This window comes from Streptomyces sp. GbtcB7, assembly GCF_019091445.1.
GTDB classification, from domain to species: Bacteria; Actinomycetota; Actinomycetes; order Streptomycetales; family Streptomycetaceae; genus Streptomyces; species Streptomyces mirabilis.
On record NZ_JAGXJM010000033.1, the window covers coordinates 1 to 15,119 of the forward strand.

Below are 15,119 nucleotides of genomic sequence, written 5' to 3' on the forward strand. Positions count from 1 at the left end.
GAATTCGAGACCGTCATGACCACACCGGCCCTCCAGGTCGTGTGACCGAACCTGTCACCCAAACCTGCAGCAGACCCCAACTGCGTGTGGTTGACATTCACCCACCCGGCTTGGCGGAAGAGCATCGTCAACTGGGAAGCCACCGCCGCGCGCATGGTCGCCAACCTACGAGTCGCCATGGCCGACCATGTCGGTGACCCCCTGTGGCGGAACCTCGTGTCCCGGCTTCGGGCAGTGTCCCCGGAGTTCGCCGAACTATGGGACCGTCACACGATTGCGCAGGTCGAGGACTCCGGAGTTCGGACGATTCGCAACGCCATCGTCGGTGAGCTCCACTTCGAGGTGTCCAACACCTGGCTGGCACCACGGTCGGGCCACCGCCTACAGGTCTTTGCGCCGGCCGATTCTGAGACCGAACGACGTCTCGCCAGCTTGGTTAGTCGGGCCCCCCACTTGCGGCCCGCGCCGTAAGCGCCTTAGTGGCCGTTTAGGTATGCATTGCGCCGTTAAGTAAGATTTGGAGTCGATAGGTTGCGTAGCTTTTGAGCCACACGTCCCTCTTCGTGCTCGTAGAGACGTCAGCCTGGGCGCCCACTTACTGGCTCTAACAAAAGCCGTTGATCGTGTGACGGTTGGCTTGTCTGCTCGCTGGTCTGGTCGTGGGGAATCGTCAGTCGCGGCCGTGGATCGTGTCGGATGAACTGTGGTCGCTGATCGAGCCGTTGTTGCCCGAGCCGGTGCCAAAGCTGGTCGAGGGACGGCCGCGGGTGCCGGACCGGCAGGCCCTGTGCGGGATCCTGTTCGTCCTGCACACCGGCATCCAGTGGGAGTACCTGCCGCAGGAGCTGGGCTTCGGCTCGGGCATGACCTGCCGGCGGCGGCCGGCCGCATGGGGCGAGGCCGGCGCCCGGGACCAGCTCCACGTGGTGCTGCCGGAGAAGCTGCGGTCGAAGGACAAGCTGGACCGGTCCCGGGCGATGATCGATTCCTCGCACGTCCGCGCGGCCCGGCGGGGCCCCAAAGCGGTCCCAGCACGGTCGACCGCGCACGGTCGGGCAGCAAGCACCACCTCATCGTCGACGGGCAGGGCATCCCGCTCGCGGTGTCGCCGACCGGCGGAAACCGTGGGCCACGTCACCCAACTCCTGCCGTTGCTCGACAAGATCCCGGCCGTCGCCGGACGGGTCGGCAGGCCGCGCCGACGGCCGGACGCGCTGCCGGCCGACCGCGGCTACGACCACGACAAGTACCGCCGCCCGCTCCGGCAGCGCGGGATCCGACCAGTGATCGCGGAGCGAGGCCAGCCCCATGGCACCGGCCTGGGCATCTTCCGCTACGTCGTCGAGCGCACGACGAGCGCACGATCTCCTGGCTGCACGGCATCCGCCGCCTACGCATCCGCTGGGAACGCCGCGACGACATCCACGAAGCGTTCCTCGGCCTCGCCGTCTGCCTGATCAATCACCGCCACGTCCAACGGCTTTGTTAGGGCCCTTCAAGAGCGGACAACCACGGTCAACAGCGGCTCGCCCCCGCCTCATTGAGGTCCGCCTTCGAGCGCGTATGACCAGGTCAGAAGCCGTTTCCCCACCGAAGCTCCGTCGCTTCCCAAGCTGAGAGTGCGAGTTCGATTCTCGTCACCCGCTCCATACGACACCCCAGGTCATTGGCCTGGGGTTGTTTGTTGTGCAGGGCAAGGCTGCGCGCAGTACCTCACGGCGGGCACGCTCCCCGACGGCTGCAGGATCGGCGGCGTCGTCGGCGCACTAGCGGCCGGCCCGTGGTGTGATCTGTTGGTCGATGATGTCGCGGAGTTGGTGGCGGCCGGCGATGCCGAGCTTGGGGTAGGAGCGATACAGGTGTGAGGCGACGGTACGGGGGGACAGGAACAGACGGTCGGCGATCTCGCCGTTGGTCAGGCCGTGTCCGGCGAGGACGACTATCTCGCGCTGTTGAGCGGTGAGGCCGTCCAGCGCGCCCGGGGCGCCCTGCGGGGCTTGCACCGTTACGCCGCAGGCACGCAGCTCGGATTCCGCGCGCCGTGTCCACGGTGCCGCGCCCAGACGGCGGAACGTTTCCAGGGCGGTCACGAGGATGGGCTTGGCGTCGTTGATCCGTCGCTGCCGGCGCAGCCATTCCCCGTAGTCCAGCTGAAGCTGGGCCTGTTCGAACGGCCATGTGTCTCCGGCGGGATCGGCCAGGGGCGCGGCGAAGTGGGCTTCGGCGCTGCCGGGCTCGGCGAGCAGTCCGCGGGCCCGGGCCGTGAGTTGTTCCAGGCGCGGCCCGGGCGCGGGGTCCACGCGAGCCAGCGCGCGCTCCAGCAACGTACGCGCTTCGAGGTGCCGTTCGGCGCGCACCGCCGCGGCGGCGAGGTCAGCGACGGCGAGGTACGAGAAGTGATGGTGCAGGGGTGTGCCGTCGGCGGCGAAGAGCTGGCTGAGCTGCGCGTACGCGGTCACGTAGTTGCCCTGGGCCAGCGCGGCGAGACCTGCCGTCTGCCAGATCCTGGCGGCGAACCCGCGGTATTCGGAGGTGTCCACGGCGGCGCGCACGCGGGCCAGCAGCGGTGCCACCTGGTCGTGTTCGCCGCGCATGGCCGCCACGATGGCCGTGGTGAGGTCGGCCGAGCCCGCGACGGTTTCCATCTTGTAGGCGGCGGCGATGTCGCCCGCCTCTCGGGCGGCGGCGAGTGCGTCGTCCCAGCGCCCGCTGTCGACGCATGCCCATTCCAGTGCCGACAGCACGCCGCCGCTGGCACCGCGGACGCCCGGGGCGCGCAGCCGGCTGAGGGCTTCGCGCAGCACCCTGACCGCCAGTTCGGTTTCGTCCAGGACCCAGGCTGCCGCGCCGAACGTACCCGGGTCCGAGAGGGATCCTCCCGCTGTGCGCCGCAGGCGGGGGACGATGTCGGCTCTTTCGCCGAACGGGTCCGTGCAGGCCCGGATCCAGAGCCGGTACTCGTCGGCACGGCCGGCGGGCCAGTCCTCGGCCGGCGGCGGTGGCCCGTCCCGGGAATCGAGCAGGTCGAGGGCGGCACGTGCCTTGGCGCAGACTTCGGGGAGTCCGGTCTGGTGGGCGACCGTGGCGGCCATCCAGGCGGCCTGCCAGGCGATGGCCGGCAGCCTCGGGGATGCCTCGGCGGCGACGGACAGGAGTGTGTCGAACGCGTCGGCGTTGCGGTTGGACCACAGCAGCGACCAGCCGATGTCCAGCCGGGCGGCGATGCGCAGGTCCGGGGCGGAGGTCAGCGTGAGTACCTTGCCCGCCAGTTCGCGTACCCAGTCGGCCTGTCCGGCGGGCAGGGCGAGTTCGGCGGCGGCCAGCAGTCGCCGGGCCTTGTCGGGTTCGCCGGGGCTGAGCTCGGCGGCGCGTTCGAGGGCGCGTGCCGCCGCGGCGGCGCCGCCGCGGCGCTGTGCCTGGGCCGCGCTGTCTTCGAGCAGTGCGGCCAGGTGCTCGTCGGGTTCCAGCGCGGCGGCCGCCAGGTGCCAGGCGTGGCGGTCGGGCTGGTCGCGGAGCGCGTCGGCGACCTGTCGATGCGCCGCGGCCCGCTCGGCGAAGGGCGCGGCATGGTAGACGGCCGACCGGGTGAGCGGATGGGCGAACCGCGGGCCCGGCGTGTCCAGCCGGATCAGGCCCGCCGCTTCCGCCGGGGCGAGCGCGTCGGTGGAAAGCCCTGGTATCGCCGTGGTCAGGTCCGGGCTGTCGGCGGCCGCGGCGAGCAGCAGCGCGGATCGGGCCGCCGGGGGCAGAGTGACGTACTGGGCGGCCATGAGGGCGGTCAGTTGCCCGGTCAACGGCAGCGGCTCGGCGGTCCATCGGCGCCCCGCGTCGGGATCCGTGGCGATCACCCTGGCCAGCTCGATCAGTGCCAGTGGGTTGCCGACCGCCTGGGCCAGCACCTGTTCACGCAGCCGACCGTGCGGCGGGCGCGGTTGCGCGTCCAGGAGCAGGCCCGCGTCCGGCCGGGTGAGTGGTCGCAGCAGGAGCTGCGGCAGGTCCCGCTCGAAACCGGCGGGAGGTACGTTCCCGCGGGCGCCGGCCAGCAGCACGAGCTGCTCCGATTCCAGGCGGTGGGCGGCGAAGGCGAGCGCGTCGAGGGAGGCACGGTCCAGCCATTGCGTGTCGTCGGCTGCCACCAGCAGCGGCTGCTCGTCGGACAGCTCGGACAGCAGAGTGAGTACGGCGATCCCGGTGAGCAGGGCGTCGGGCGGCGCGGGGTCGTCGGAGAGCCCGAACGCACCGCGCAGCGCCTCGGCCTGACGGGTCGGCAGGCGGGCCACACGGTCCAGCACCGGGCGCAGCAGCTGGTGCAGCCCGGCGAACGCCAGGTCCTGCTCCGACTCCCTGCCGGTGGTCGCCAGCACCCGCATCCCCGCCGCCTTGGCCTCGCGCGCTGCTTCGGCCAGCAGGACGGTCTTGCCCAGACCCGGATCGCCCAGGAGCAGCAGAACGTGGCATTCCTTGTGGGGCGGGGTGATCAGTTCCCGCAGCAGGGACAGCTCCTCCCGCCGCCCGATCACGTTGGTGTCCTTGCGGGTCATCGCGGAAACGCCACCCCCACCCGGCCGAATACAGGCCCGCACACAGCCAAGGTGATCCGGTCACGCGAGGCCGTGTGCAGTCAGGTTGCGGATACCGGACGGCCGCTGCGCGGCACAGGGTTGAGTGTATGGATGCTGTCCCCTGCGCGCGATGGAACGCGGGTTCGTGATGCCGTATGTCATGGTCGGCCGGGAGAACACCGGTGACATCCGGATCCACTACGAGGACCACGGCGCGGGCCCGCCCGTCGTCCTGGTCCACGGCTACCTCGCCGACGGGCGCTCGTGGGAGAAGCAGGAGGCGGCTCTGCTCACGGCCGGGTACCGCGTCATCAGCTACGACCGGCGCGGCGGCGGCGACTCGGGCCGGCCGGCGGTGGGCTACGACTACGACACGCTGGCCGCGGACCTGAACATACTGCTGGAAGTCCTGGATGTGCTGGACGCGGTGCTCGTCGGCTGCTGCTCCGGCACCGGGGAACTGACCCGGTACCTGGGAACGTACGGGCAGCGGCGGGTCCGCGGCGCGGCGCTGCTGGCGCCTCTGCCGCCGTTCCTGCCCCGGTCCGACGCCAACCCGGAGGGCATCGCCCCGGGCGTCCTCGACGCCTTCCTCGGCGAGCTGTCCGCCGACCGCCCGGCGGCGATCAAGGCCTACCTGGACCGGTACTACAACATCGACTACTACAACACCGACTACCGCAACACCGACCTGCTCGGCGGGAGCCGGGTGAGCGACCAGGCCTGGCAGAACAGCTTCCACGTCGCGCTCCGGGTGTCCGCGATCGCGGCCCTGGGCTGCGCGGTCGCCTGGCGAGAGGACTTCCGCGACGACGTCGCCCGCATCACGATCCCCGTCCTGATCGTGCAGGGCGCTCAGGACAGGGTCATGCCGCCCGGCGCGACCGGGAACCGCCTGGCCGTGATGCTGGCCGACGCCCGCCTCGCGGTGATACCGGACGGCGGGCACGCGATCATCTGGACGCACGCCGCCCAGGTCAACCAACTGCTCGTCGGCTTTCTGCAAGCCCTGTGACGCGTACGTCAGGCGGCGAGGAACTCCAGCGGAGCCTGGGTGACCTCTTCGTGGTGCGTCCAGCAGATGTCGTGCCGGCCGCCCTCGACCCTGACCAGCCTGAGATCCGCGACCAAGGCGGGCAGTCGTCCCGCCGTGGCCTCGAACGCCTGGCCGTCGACGCCCTCGGGATTGTCGGCCGCCTTCAGCAGAAACGGCGGGACCGTCCCGATCAGCACCGCCTTGTCCACCCAGCCCGAGCCGTACGTACCCGGTGCCCATCGAGAACCCGCCGAGCACCGCGCCGGTCGTAGCCGGTCGCGGGCTTGCTCGACGGGCCGAACCCCCGCCGGTCGTAGCGGATCACCCGGTACCCGGCGGCCGGTATCCGCAACCCGACTGCACCTCCCCCGCGGCGGCCCGGTGCAGTCAACATGCGGATTCCGCCGCCGCGCCGCGGCTGATTCGCTCGGGTCATGGAGCTCAACTCGTACTCAGGTCTGCCGAACGAGCGGGTCAAGGCCGCGAACGGCATCGACTACGCGTACCGCGACACCGGCCCGACGGACGACGGCGCTGGTGTGCCGCTGGTCCTTCTCCAGCACTTCCGTGGAAACCTCGACAACTGGGATCCGGCGCTGATCGACGCGCTGGCACCGGCCCGGCGTGTCATCGCCTTCGACAACGCCGGAGTCGGCGGCTCCACCGGGACGACTCCGAACACCGCGGACCAGATGGCACACGACGCCATCGCCTTCATCGAGGCGATCGGGGCCCTGGGCCTCGGCCAGGTCGATGTCCTGGGATTCTCCCTCGGCAGCTTCGTCGCGCAGCAGATCGCCCTGACCAGGCCGGCGCTCGTCAGAAGGCTGGTCCTCGCCTCGTCGGCACCGCAGGGCGCCGACGGCATGCACGGCTGGGCCCCCGAGGTCATCTACGCTGTCGGCAACCCTGAGACCAGCCCCGAGGAATACTTGAGCGTCTTCTTCACCGGATCCCCGGCAAGCCTGCGGGCCGGCCGGCAAACCCTGCAGCGGATCTACGGCGCCCGGAGCGAAGACCGGGACACGGCGACCGACTGGGCGACCCGCGAGGCGCAGTACGACGCGGTGTGCACGTGGGGGATCCCCGATCACGCGAAGCTCCAGCGGCTCAGCTGCCTGAGGATGCCCGTGTTCGTGGCGAACGGCGACAGCGACCCGATGATCCTGCCGCACTACTCCCACCTGCTCGCGGGTCTCATCCCGCAGGCCCGCGTGAAGATCTATCCCGACTCGGCGCACGGGTTCCTGTTCCAGCACCACGCGGAATTCGCCGCGGACGTCGACGCCTTCCTCGGCGGCCCTCGATGACCGGCACCCACATGATCGTCCTGCCCGGCGGCGGGTACGCCGAACACGCTGCGCACGAGGCCGAGCCGGTGGTGGACTGGCTCGGCGACATAGGCGTGCGGGCGAGCGTGTTCCGCTATCCGCTCCGCGCCCGGCACCCGGAGCCGCTCAACGCGCTGCGCGCCGAGATCCGCCGCCGGCGGGGAGCCGGCGCACAGCGCATCGGTCTCATCGGGTTCTCCGCGGGAGGTCATCTGGCCGGGCTGGCCGCCCTCGCGCCGGGCGCCCCGCCCGATGAGGCGGTGGACTTCGCCGTGCTCGGTTACGCCATCACCTCGATGGAGACCGAGACCTACCGTCCGGCCCGGGTGATCCTTCTCGGCGAGGACGCCGGCCCCGAGCTGCGCCGGTCGACATCGCTGGATTCGCTGGTCACGCCCCAGTCGCCGCCGTTCTTCGTCTGGCACACCGCGGAGGACCCCTATGTCCCCGCCGAACACACCTACCGCCTTGCCGCGGCGCTCGCGGCCGGCCAAGTCCCCCACGCCGTGCACGTGTTCGCCCACGGCCCGCACAGCCTCGGCCTCGCCCGGAACGCCGGCGAGGCCGCGATATGGACCACGCTGGCGGAAGCCTGGATCCACGAACAGGCGTGACCGTCGCCTGCATCACTGGTCCCCGGCGCCTACCTCACTGCTCCCCGGCCATCGCCTGCAGCTCCGCGATCTGCTTGCGCGCCGCGGCGACGAGTTCGTCGTTGGTGTTGGCATGACCGCCCAGCCCCCACCCACCGGGCACGGCCTCGGTCAGCAACACCCAGGTGCGATCCGCGAGCGTCGGGTCGCCGGCAGCCTCCGCGACCATGCCGGTGAACCGGCTCACCACCGCGATCTGTTTGTCGCGGTCGAGAGCACCCGCGTTGGTCAGCACCTGCACGCGTACGTAGTTGGACGCGCCGTCGACGTTCGACAGGTCGCCTGCCGGCAACTCGTGGATGAAGGCCGCGGTGTTCTGGCGGAACATCGGGATGTCCGGAACCTCCTCGATGGCCATCAGGGTGGCAGCGAGGTCCTTGGCGAGCTGGTGCCCGTCCGTGAAGGTGCCCGCTGTGGCGTACACGTCGATCATGGGCATTGCGTACTCCTTGGGTGCGACCACCACTTGGCTTCGAGCGCGCGGTCGGTGCCGCCGGTCCGGTCGAGTGCGTCGAGTTCGGCCATGTCCTCGGCCGACAGGGTGAAGTCGTGGATCTGCGCGTTCTCGTGGATGCGGTCGCGGTGCGTTGATTTCGCCACGACCACGAGTCCGTGCTGCAGGCCCCAGCGCAGCAGCACCTGTGCCGGTGTCCGGCCCGTCCGTCGGGCGATCCCGGCCACGGTGGTGTCGTCGACGTACCGGCCGGTGCCCAGCGGGCTGTAGGCCTCGACAGCGACGTCGAACCGGCCGCAGGCGTCCAGGAGCGCCCGCCGACGGTGCCGCGGGTTGAACAGGATCTGGTTGACGGCTGGCGGAACCGTTCCCGCGGCGATCACGGCCTCGAGTTCGGCCGCGTCGTAGTTGGAGACCCCGATGGAACGGGCCAGTCCCAGCTCCTGGGCACGTTCCATCCCGGCCCAGGCCCGGGTCGGGCCGCCCTCGGGCCAGTGGACCAGGTAGAGATCGATCTGCTCCAGGCCGAGACGACGAAGGCTGCCTTCTGCCTGGGCGACCGGATCGTTGGCCCGTGGATGGAACTTCGTGGTGATGAACACCTGGTCGCGCGGTACGCCGCTGCCGCGGAGGGCGCGGCCGACGCTTTCCTCGTTGCCGTATGCCTGAGCCGTGTCGATATGCCGGTAGCCGGCGTCGAGCGCCCAGCGCACGGCGTTGACGCACTCACGCCCGGCCGGCACCTGCCAGACGCCGAGGCCGAGCACCGGCACCTGGTTCCCGTCCGCCAGCAGGCGCGCGCCGCCCCCGGATGTGGCTGCGTTCAGGTTCATGAGCACCAGCATCCGGCAACGCACCGTGGGGTGGTATCAGCAACATGACTGCACCCGGCCGCGGCTCGCAGTGCAGTCAACATGCTGATACTCCGCCGCCGGCCCCCAGGGTGACCATGAGGTCCAGCTGAGTCAGCGATGCCGGAGAAGACGATGAGCCTTGACTTTGACGTGTTCGTGGTGGATCCCAAGCCGATCCCGAGTGCGGTACCGGGATTCGAGGAGGCGGTGGGCCCGGCGACCTGGCCGCCGTCCACGTCGACGCTGATCAGCGATGACGACGGTGCCGTGCTGGTCGACTGCCTCATCACCGTGCGAGAGGCCCGGGAGCTGGCGGCGTGGGTGAAGTCCCACGACTGCGAGCCCGAGTACGTGTACATCACCCATCCGCACGCCGACCACCTCCTCGGGCTGCCGGAGATCCTGGCGGCGTTCCCGCAGGCGAGGCCGGTGGCCCTGGCCGAGTCCATCTCCGCGATGCAGGAGCAGATCTCAGCGGGGTACATGCAGATCTGGGGCGGGTTCTTCCCCGGCCAGTTGACCGGCAAGCCCGTCCCGCCCGGGCCGCTGACCGGCAGCACGATCCCGATCGGAGGCTCATCGGCCACGGTGATCCCGGTCGGGACCACCGACACCGGGCATTCCAGCGTCGTCCATGTACCGGACCTGAGCCTGGTCGTCTCCGGTGACGTCGTCTACAACCGGACGCACATGTGGCTAATGGGATCGACATCGGACTCCCGGGCCGACTGGACGCGGGCGCTGGACGCCGTGGCGGCGCTGGAAGCCGACACCCTGATCGCCGGCCACCGCGACCCACGGGCCGCCGACGACGACGCCCGCCGCCAGATCGACGAAAGCCGCCGCTACCTGGCCGATTTCGAGACGGCGCTGGAACGCAGCTCCACACCGGGCGAGCTCATCGACCGGATGACGGCCGCCCATCCCGAGCTGGCGAACCCCTACACACTGTGGGTCGCGGCCCACGACCTGCTCGGCACCAAAACCTGACACGGACAGCACGGACAGCCAGAACGGATCGCCGAACCATGCCCGGGGAGACCAGAGGGGAGACCAGAGAAGCAGCCGGCCTGGAACCGGCCGCGGAAGGCCACGGCACGCGGGTGCTGAACCTACGCAGAATGACGGCCCGCCGGACCGACGAGGCTTACCGGTCCTCCACCCCGCTGGAACTCTTCTTCGACCTCTGTTTCGTCGCCGCCGTCGCGCAGGCCGCCTCCCATCTGCATCACGACCTGAGCGGCGGGCACCTCGGCCATGCCGTGGGCAACTACCTCTGGGTGTTCTTCGCGATCTGGTGGGCCTGGGGGAACTTCACCTGGTTCGCCTCCGCGTACGACAACGACGACGACCCCTATCGCCTGCTGACCATGGTGCAGATCGCCGGGGCGCTGACCTTGGCCGCCGGCGTACCCCGGGCCTTCGAGTCCGGCGACTATCTCGTCATCACCCTCGGCTACGTGATCCTGCGGATGGCCATGGTCATGCAGTGGCTGCGGGCGGCCAGGGCCGATCCGGAACGGCGCACGACCGCCCTGCGGTACGCCGTCGGCTACGCTCTGGTACAGGCCGGATGGGTCGCTCGCCTCGCCTTCGACCAGCCGACGTACCTCTATGTCGGGCTGGCGGTGGCCGCGGGCGAGTTGCTGGTCCCGATCTGGGCCGAGCGGGCGCAGGTGACGACCTTTCACCCGGAGCACATCACCGAGCGGTTCGGGCTGTTCACCATGATCGTGCTCGGCGAGGCGGTACTGGCCGCGACCAGCGCCGTGCAGACCGCGGCCGACTCGCGCGACGGCACCGACGTCGACCTGCTGGTCCTGGCCGGCAGCGGTCTGCTGCTCGTCTTCAGCCTGTGGTGGCTCTACTTCGACCGGACCACCCAGCGCATGCTGCGCTCCATGTCCACGACGATCATCTGGGGCTACGGCCACTACCTCGTCTTCGCCTCGACCGCGGCGATCGGCGCCGGACTCGCCGTCGCCGTCGACGCCCTCATCGGCCATGCGCACCTCACACACCTGCAGCAGGGCTTGGCTGTCGGCATACCCCTCGCCGCCTGGATCGCGACGGTCTGGTGGCTGCGCGTAGGCCCGCCGCTGCGCGGTCCCGCCGTCGCGGCCTCGCCCGTTGCCGCGGTTCTGGTGCTGGCCGCGGCCTGGACCTCCGCGGCCGTGCCCCTGATGGCCGCGATCACCGCGGCGCTGGCGGCAGTGAAGACCTGGGCCGTGCGGCGTACGGACTGATCACTCGACGCCGGGACGTACTTCGTTCTCCGACAGCGCGCGTCCGCGACGCTCCTGCCGGGACCACACGTACGCAACCGCAACGCCGCTTCAACAGCTGATCTCCGCACGAGTCGCCCCTGCGCAGCAAGCACCGTCAGCGGCACCGGCCTCTCCCCTTCCGGGGTTCCATGCCCACCGCGTGCCCGTAAGGACGGAAACCCACGGTCAACAGCAGTGCGATCCGACCCACACGACCACGCCAAGAACCCGGCACCTGTGCTGGTCAGGGCCATACGGCTCGCCCAAGCGCCGTCGCTTCCCAAGCTGACGGTGCGAGTTCGATTCTCGTCACCCGCTCCATGATTAGAACTCGCGCAGATAGGCTCGATGGGGCACCTCGGAAGTAGAAGAGGAACAGGCCCTGGTGATTGTGGAGTTGCGACGCTCTGTGATCACCAGGAGACCTGTGCCTGCCTTGCCATCATGGCTGACCGAACCCCTGTGGGACCAATTCGCGGCGCTGCTGCCACAGCGGCCCGCCTACGATCCAACTCACCCCGCTGGGCTGCCACCGCACGCGGATCAGCGATCGGACCATCTTCGACAAGCTGCTGCAACTCCTCCTTTGCCAGTCTTGGAACTCAGGCAGTGCACGGAGTCGCGGCGGGACGCCGCCCCGCGGTGAACGCGGCGGGCGGGACACCCATGAAGTGGCGGAACTCGGCCGTCATGTGGGACTGGTCGTAGTAACCCGCCGTCGCGGCGATGTCCGACCACCGGCCGGCATCGGCCGCGAGCACGGTGCGAACGCGGTCGATGCGTGCGAAGTGCTTCGGGGACAAGCCGGTGCCGGCGGTGAACAAGGTGTGCAGGCGGCGCTCACTGATGTGCAACCGGGCCGCGGTCGTGGCGACAGTGGCACCGGCCAGTAGGTGTGCCGCCTCTTCGAGCCGCTCCGGCGGCTCCGGCCAATCGGCCAATGCTTCTTCGAGAGCGGCGATCGGATCGGCGGCGAGCTGGTCGACGTCCAGGCCCGGTAGTTCGCGGAGCGGCAGGGCCCGGTCGGCGAGATCACGCAGCGGACGGCCGAGCAGGGCTTGGGCACGACCCGGCCGCATGCGAACCCGCACGCACGAATGCCCGGGCGCGCCGGCGTGATAGGCGGCCCGGGTGCGGGGACCCATGACGATCAGCTCACGCTTGTCGCTGCGCAGGACAAGTGTGGTGGCGTGATCGGGCACGTCGACCGCCGCCGAACCAGCCGCCGTAGCGACATCGATCCCGGCCACCCAGCGCAGCAGGGCAGGCGGCACGACGAGAGAGCTCACGCGGCCCACGATAGTGCCGAAACTTCCTATCACGCGGCGTGAGAGCGATGCGATCGTCGGGACATGATCCTTGTTACCGGTGCCACCGGCACCATCGGTAGTCACGTCGTCCGTCTGCTCACCGAACGGGGCGTGCCGTTTCGGGCGATGTCCCGCCGCGAGCGGCCCGGAGGGGTGCGGGCCGACTTCGACGACCCGGCGTCGCTGGCGCGCGCGGTGGCCGACGTCGACACGGTCTTCCTCGTAACCGTGCCCCCCGTGCCGACCGCGGACCACGACATCGCCCTGGTCACGGCCGCGCGGGCGGCGGGCGTCCGTAAGGTCGTCAAGCTGTCCGCCATCGGCAGCGGCGAGCGGTTCGACGGGGCGACCGTTGGCGCGTGGCACCTCGCCGCGGAGGAGGCGATCGAGGCCAGCGGGCTGGTGTGGACGATGCTCCGCCCGCCGAGCTTCGCCTCGAACTTCTTGTGGTACCGGGCGCTGATCCAGGCCGGAGAGCCGATCCCGAACCTGGTCGGCGACTCCCAGCAGGCCATCGTGGACCCGAGGGACGTTGCTGCGGTCGCCGTCGCCGCCATGACCAGCGATGCGCACGACGGGCAGCGGTACGACCTGACCGGGCCAGAGCTGCTGAAGTTCGCAGACCAGGCGGCGATCCTGGAGCGCGTGCTGGAACGGCCGGTCAAGATCACCGACACGAATGCGCTCGACCAGTTGCCGACTGGGATGATCACTGGCATCGGCTGGGCGCGCGCCGGCTGTGCGGCCTACGTCACCGACCACGTGCCGCGGGTGCTCGGCCGACCGGCGCGCACGTTCGAGCAGTGGGCACGCGACCACCGGGAGAGATTCGCGGCAATGCCGTAACTCACCGCCGCCGGCGGCCGCCAGGCTCTCGGGCAAGAGGCCCTCATAGCTCAAGGGACAGAGCCCGTTCTCCTTTGGTGCTTCGCTGGAGCTGGTGAGAACTCGCGCAGATGGGTGCGGGGTCATGGTCGCCGGGTGGGGCGGTCGTCCCAGCGGTGAGTGGTCCAGGCGCGGCGAACGAGGCTGCGCACGGTGATGACGGCATCCGTGAGGCCGAAGAAGGCGTTGATGACGTCGATCCGGTGTTCGTAGCAGCGTGCGAGTCGATGGAAGGCGTTCTGCCAGGCACGGGTGCGCTCTACGTGCCAGCGCCCGGTGGCCTGGACGGGAGCCTTCTCGCCCCTGTGTGCGATCCGGCAGCGCAGTCCGCGTTCGTCGAGGGTGATGCGGGTCTTGCCCGAGTCGTAGCCGGCGTCCAGGTGCACGGTGATGTCGTCGGGCAGAGGGCCCAGGCCGTCAAGAAGGTCCAGGGTCGGGGCGAGCAGCGGCGAGTCGTGGCAGTTCGCCCCGGCCAGGACGCGGCCCAGCGGAATGCCGTACCCGTCAGTCATCCCCGAGCGTTTGAGGCCCTGTTTGCCCCGGTCGACCGGCGGGCGTCCAGCAGCGACGGGAAGAACGACCCGCTCCGCACCTTCGGGATCTTCAGGTCCAGGTCGCCGGCCTGCGTGGTCAGCAGCCTGTCCCGGTGTCCATTGCGCCAGGTCGTGCGCGTCTCGGAGTGCTCGCGCGGCGCGGCACCGATCACATCGGTGGCCTCGGCCTCGATCAGCTCCTGCAGGATGCGCTCGCACACCACCCTGATTGCTTCAACTCCATCGGCCCGACGTAGTGACTCAAGCAGCCGCATCAGCTCAGACTGGGACAAGGCCATCGTGCGCTCCTCCGGTTGAACTGCCCGTTCACCAGGGAGACTTGCGCGATGGCCTGCCCTTGTTCAGGGAGCATGCAACGCCGGCGGATGCACGCCCCGAGCAGACACCCGCGCGTTCCGGGCCCTGCCCGGCTACACCACTTCATGGGACGCGACCCCGCTTACGGCACCAACACGCATCTGCGGACCGCACTGGCCGACCGCGCAATCGCCTACGTGCTGGCCGTCCGCCCGGATGTGACCGCCCACCCGTTCGACGCGAAACCCGTGGCCCCCAACCGCAACGGGGCCATCGGCTGCCAACACCAGCCCCGCTACCGGAATCCCGCACCGTCGGTGGCAGCCCTTGCCGCCGGCCTCGGACAGGAGGCCTTCACCACCCTCACCTGGCGGCAGGGCTCACAAGGGGAGTTACGCTCCCGCTTTGCCGCCGTGCGTGTCCGGCCCGCCGGCAAAGCCGTCGAGCGTCCGATCCGGAGCGCTGCCTCAGCCGAACAGGGCTGGTGGGACGGCATCCTGCCCGACTGCCGGCTGCTTGCCGAATAGCCCGAAGGCGCCGAGACGCCCACCGATTACTGGTTGTCCAACCTGCCGGTGGGTACTGCGATGGCTGACCTGGTCCGTCTGACCAAGGTCCGCCGGCGCATCGAGCACGACTACCGCGAACTCAAACACGGCCTGGGCCTGGACCACGTCGAGGGGCGTTCCTGGCCCGGCCGGCACCACCACGTCACCCTCGTGACCGCCGCCCACGCCCTTCTCACCGAACAACGCCTGTCCCCAAAAGTCCCCGACTCCAAGATCGAGACAGACCAAACGGAGTCCTACTAGTTAGTTAGTGGCATGAGTGCCGTCATCACACCCCTTGAGTCCAGTCGGCCGGTCTTGCCCATCGCCGATGGGAGTCGGCCCCAGGGCGGTCCGGCACTGTGCAG

12 protein-coding genes and 5 pseudogenes are annotated in these 15,119 nt (G+C 70.0%); 10 read left to right on the forward strand and 7 right to left on the reverse strand.

The genetic code is table 11. The features are described 5' to 3' along the window. The first annotated feature begins 51 nt into the window (after window positions 1–51). Complete coding sequence (locus tag KVT44_RS61180; RefSeq protein ID WP_368857603.1) at window positions 52–471, forward strand: hypothetical protein; 420 nt, start codon at window positions 52–54, stop codon at window positions 469–471. A 218-nt stretch (window positions 472–689) separates the two neighbouring features. After that, window positions 690–1,457, forward strand: coding sequence for an IS5 family transposase (locus KVT44_RS40465; RefSeq protein WP_308314238.1), 768 nt, complete (start codon window positions 690–692; stop codon window positions 1,455–1,457). A gap of 309 nt (window positions 1,458–1,766) precedes the next feature. Here KVT44_RS40465 and KVT44_RS40470 read toward each other — a convergent pair whose 3' ends face one another. Beyond that, complete coding sequence (locus KVT44_RS40470) at window positions 1,767–4,541, reverse strand: LuxR family transcriptional regulator (RefSeq protein WP_217572811.1); 2,775 nt, start codon at window positions 4,539–4,541, stop codon at window positions 1,767–1,769. A gap of 151 nt (window positions 4,542–4,692) precedes the next feature. Between KVT44_RS40470 and KVT44_RS40475 the strand changes: the two genes are divergently transcribed. After that, window positions 4,693–5,577: an alpha/beta hydrolase gene (locus KVT44_RS40475; RefSeq protein ID WP_308314239.1), complete on the forward strand. Its 885-nt coding sequence runs from the start codon at window positions 4,693–4,695 to the stop codon at window positions 5,575–5,577. Between the two features lie 158 nt (window positions 5,578–5,735). On the opposite strand, the pseudogene KVT44_RS58800 reads toward KVT44_RS40475, so the two are convergent. Continuing rightward, a pseudogene (locus KVT44_RS58800) lies at window positions 5,736–5,935 on the reverse strand (alpha/beta fold hydrolase); the annotation flags it as partial. Between the two features lie 97 nt (window positions 5,936–6,032). Between KVT44_RS58800 and KVT44_RS40485 the strand changes: the two are divergent. Both KVT44_RS40485 and KVT44_RS40490 read left to right on the forward strand, forming a co-directional pair. Continuing rightward, entirely contained in the window at window positions 6,033–6,908 is an 876-nt protein-coding gene (locus KVT44_RS40485) for an alpha/beta fold hydrolase (RefSeq protein ID WP_217572815.1), read from the forward strand. After that, window positions 6,905–7,543 carry a prolyl oligopeptidase family serine peptidase gene (locus KVT44_RS40490; RefSeq protein ID WP_217572817.1) on the forward strand — a complete coding sequence of 213 codons (639 nt, stop codon included), beginning with the start codon at window positions 6,905–6,907 and terminating at the stop codon, window positions 7,541–7,543. Before KVT44_RS40485 ends, KVT44_RS40490 begins: the two co-directional genes overlap by 4 nt. Before the next feature lie 34 nt (window positions 7,544–7,577). On the opposite strand, the gene KVT44_RS40495 is transcribed toward KVT44_RS40490, so the two are convergent. Both KVT44_RS40495 and KVT44_RS40500 read right to left on the reverse strand, forming a co-directional pair. After that, window positions 7,578–8,021 carry a hypothetical protein gene (locus KVT44_RS40495; protein WP_217572819.1) on the reverse strand — a complete coding sequence of 148 codons (444 nt, stop codon included), beginning with the start codon at window positions 8,019–8,021 and terminating at the stop codon, window positions 7,578–7,580. After that, the gene (locus tag KVT44_RS40500; protein ID WP_217572821.1) at window positions 8,012–8,869 is read right to left on the reverse strand and encodes an aldo/keto reductase; all 858 of its coding nucleotides are present in this window, start codon (window positions 8,867–8,869) and stop codon (window positions 8,012–8,014) included. The genes KVT44_RS40495 and KVT44_RS40500 overlap by 10 nt, the downstream gene beginning before the upstream one ends. 153 nt (window positions 8,870–9,022) lie before the next feature. Here KVT44_RS40500 and KVT44_RS40505 point away from each other — a divergent pair, with 153 nt between their 5' ends. The 3 genes and pseudogenes from KVT44_RS40505 to KVT44_RS40515 form a co-directional block, all read left to right on the forward strand. Beyond that, entirely contained in the window at window positions 9,023–9,880 is an 858-nt protein-coding gene (locus tag KVT44_RS40505) for an MBL fold metallo-hydrolase (RefSeq protein ID WP_217572823.1), read from the forward strand. Between the two features lie 131 nt (window positions 9,881–10,011). Then, on the forward strand, window positions 10,012–11,136 hold the full coding sequence (locus tag KVT44_RS40510; protein WP_254650585.1) for a low temperature requirement protein A: 1,125 nt from the start codon (window positions 10,012–10,014) through the stop codon (window positions 11,134–11,136). Window positions 11,137–11,584: 448 nt separating this feature from the next. Next, window positions 11,585–11,741, forward strand: a pseudogene (locus KVT44_RS40515) (IS5/IS1182 family transposase); the annotation flags it as partial. 18 nt (window positions 11,742–11,759) lie between these two features. Here the strand turns inward: KVT44_RS40515 and KVT44_RS40520 are convergent. Further along, the gene (locus KVT44_RS40520) at window positions 11,760–12,446 is read right to left on the reverse strand and encodes an AraC family transcriptional regulator (protein ID WP_229889546.1); all 687 of its coding nucleotides are present in this window, start codon (window positions 12,444–12,446) and stop codon (window positions 11,760–11,762) included. Between the two features lie 63 nt (window positions 12,447–12,509). Here KVT44_RS40520 and KVT44_RS40525 point away from each other — a divergent pair, with 63 nt between their 5' ends. After that, a complete protein-coding gene (locus KVT44_RS40525; protein WP_217572829.1) occupies window positions 12,510–13,313 on the forward strand; it encodes an NAD(P)H-binding protein in 804 nt (267 codons plus the stop codon). Window positions 13,314–13,435: 122 nt separating this feature from the next. On the opposite strand, the pseudogene KVT44_RS40530 reads toward KVT44_RS40525, so the two are convergent. Further along, a pseudogene (locus KVT44_RS40530) lies at window positions 13,436–13,918 on the reverse strand (transposase); the annotation flags it as partial. Beyond that, window positions 13,900–14,184 (reverse strand): annotated as a pseudogene (locus KVT44_RS40535) (transposase); the annotation flags it as partial. The pseudogenes KVT44_RS40530 and KVT44_RS40535, both read right to left, overlap by 19 nt. A 153-nt stretch (window positions 14,185–14,337) precedes the next feature. Here KVT44_RS40535 and KVT44_RS40540 point away from each other — a divergent pair. Beyond that, a pseudogene (locus KVT44_RS40540) lies at window positions 14,338–15,015 on the forward strand (transposase); the annotation flags it as partial. Window positions 15,016–15,119: the final 104 nt, after the last annotated feature.

Excerpts from the sequence above, each read along its gene's own strand:
- KVT44_RS40470 (WP_217572811.1), bottom strand. The coding sequence starts at position 4,541 with ATGACCCGCAAGGACACCAACGTGATCGGGCGGCGGGAGGAGCTGTCC.
- KVT44_RS40475 (WP_308314239.1), top strand. The coding sequence starts at position 4,693 with ATGGAACGCGGGTTCGTGATGCCGTATGTCATGGTCGGCCGGGAGAAC.
- KVT44_RS40485 (WP_217572815.1), top strand. The coding sequence starts at position 6,033 with ATGGAGCTCAACTCGTACTCAGGTCTGCCGAACGAGCGGGTCAAGGCC.
- KVT44_RS40490 (WP_217572817.1), top strand. The coding sequence starts at position 6,905 with ATGACCGGCACCCACATGATCGTCCTGCCCGGCGGCGGGTACGCCGAA.
- KVT44_RS40495 (WP_217572819.1), bottom strand. The coding sequence starts at position 8,021 with ATGCCCATGATCGACGTGTACGCCACAGCGGGCACCTTCACGGACGGG.
- KVT44_RS40500 (WP_217572821.1), bottom strand. The coding sequence starts at position 8,869 with ATGAACCTGAACGCAGCCACATCCGGGGGCGGCGCGCGCCTGCTGGCG.
- KVT44_RS40505 (WP_217572823.1), top strand. The coding sequence starts at position 9,023 with ATGAGCCTTGACTTTGACGTGTTCGTGGTGGATCCCAAGCCGATCCCG.
- KVT44_RS40510 (WP_254650585.1), top strand. The coding sequence starts at position 10,012 with ATGACGGCCCGCCGGACCGACGAGGCTTACCGGTCCTCCACCCCGCTG.
- KVT44_RS40525 (WP_217572829.1), top strand. The coding sequence starts at position 12,510 with ATGATCCTTGTTACCGGTGCCACCGGCACCATCGGTAGTCACGTCGTC.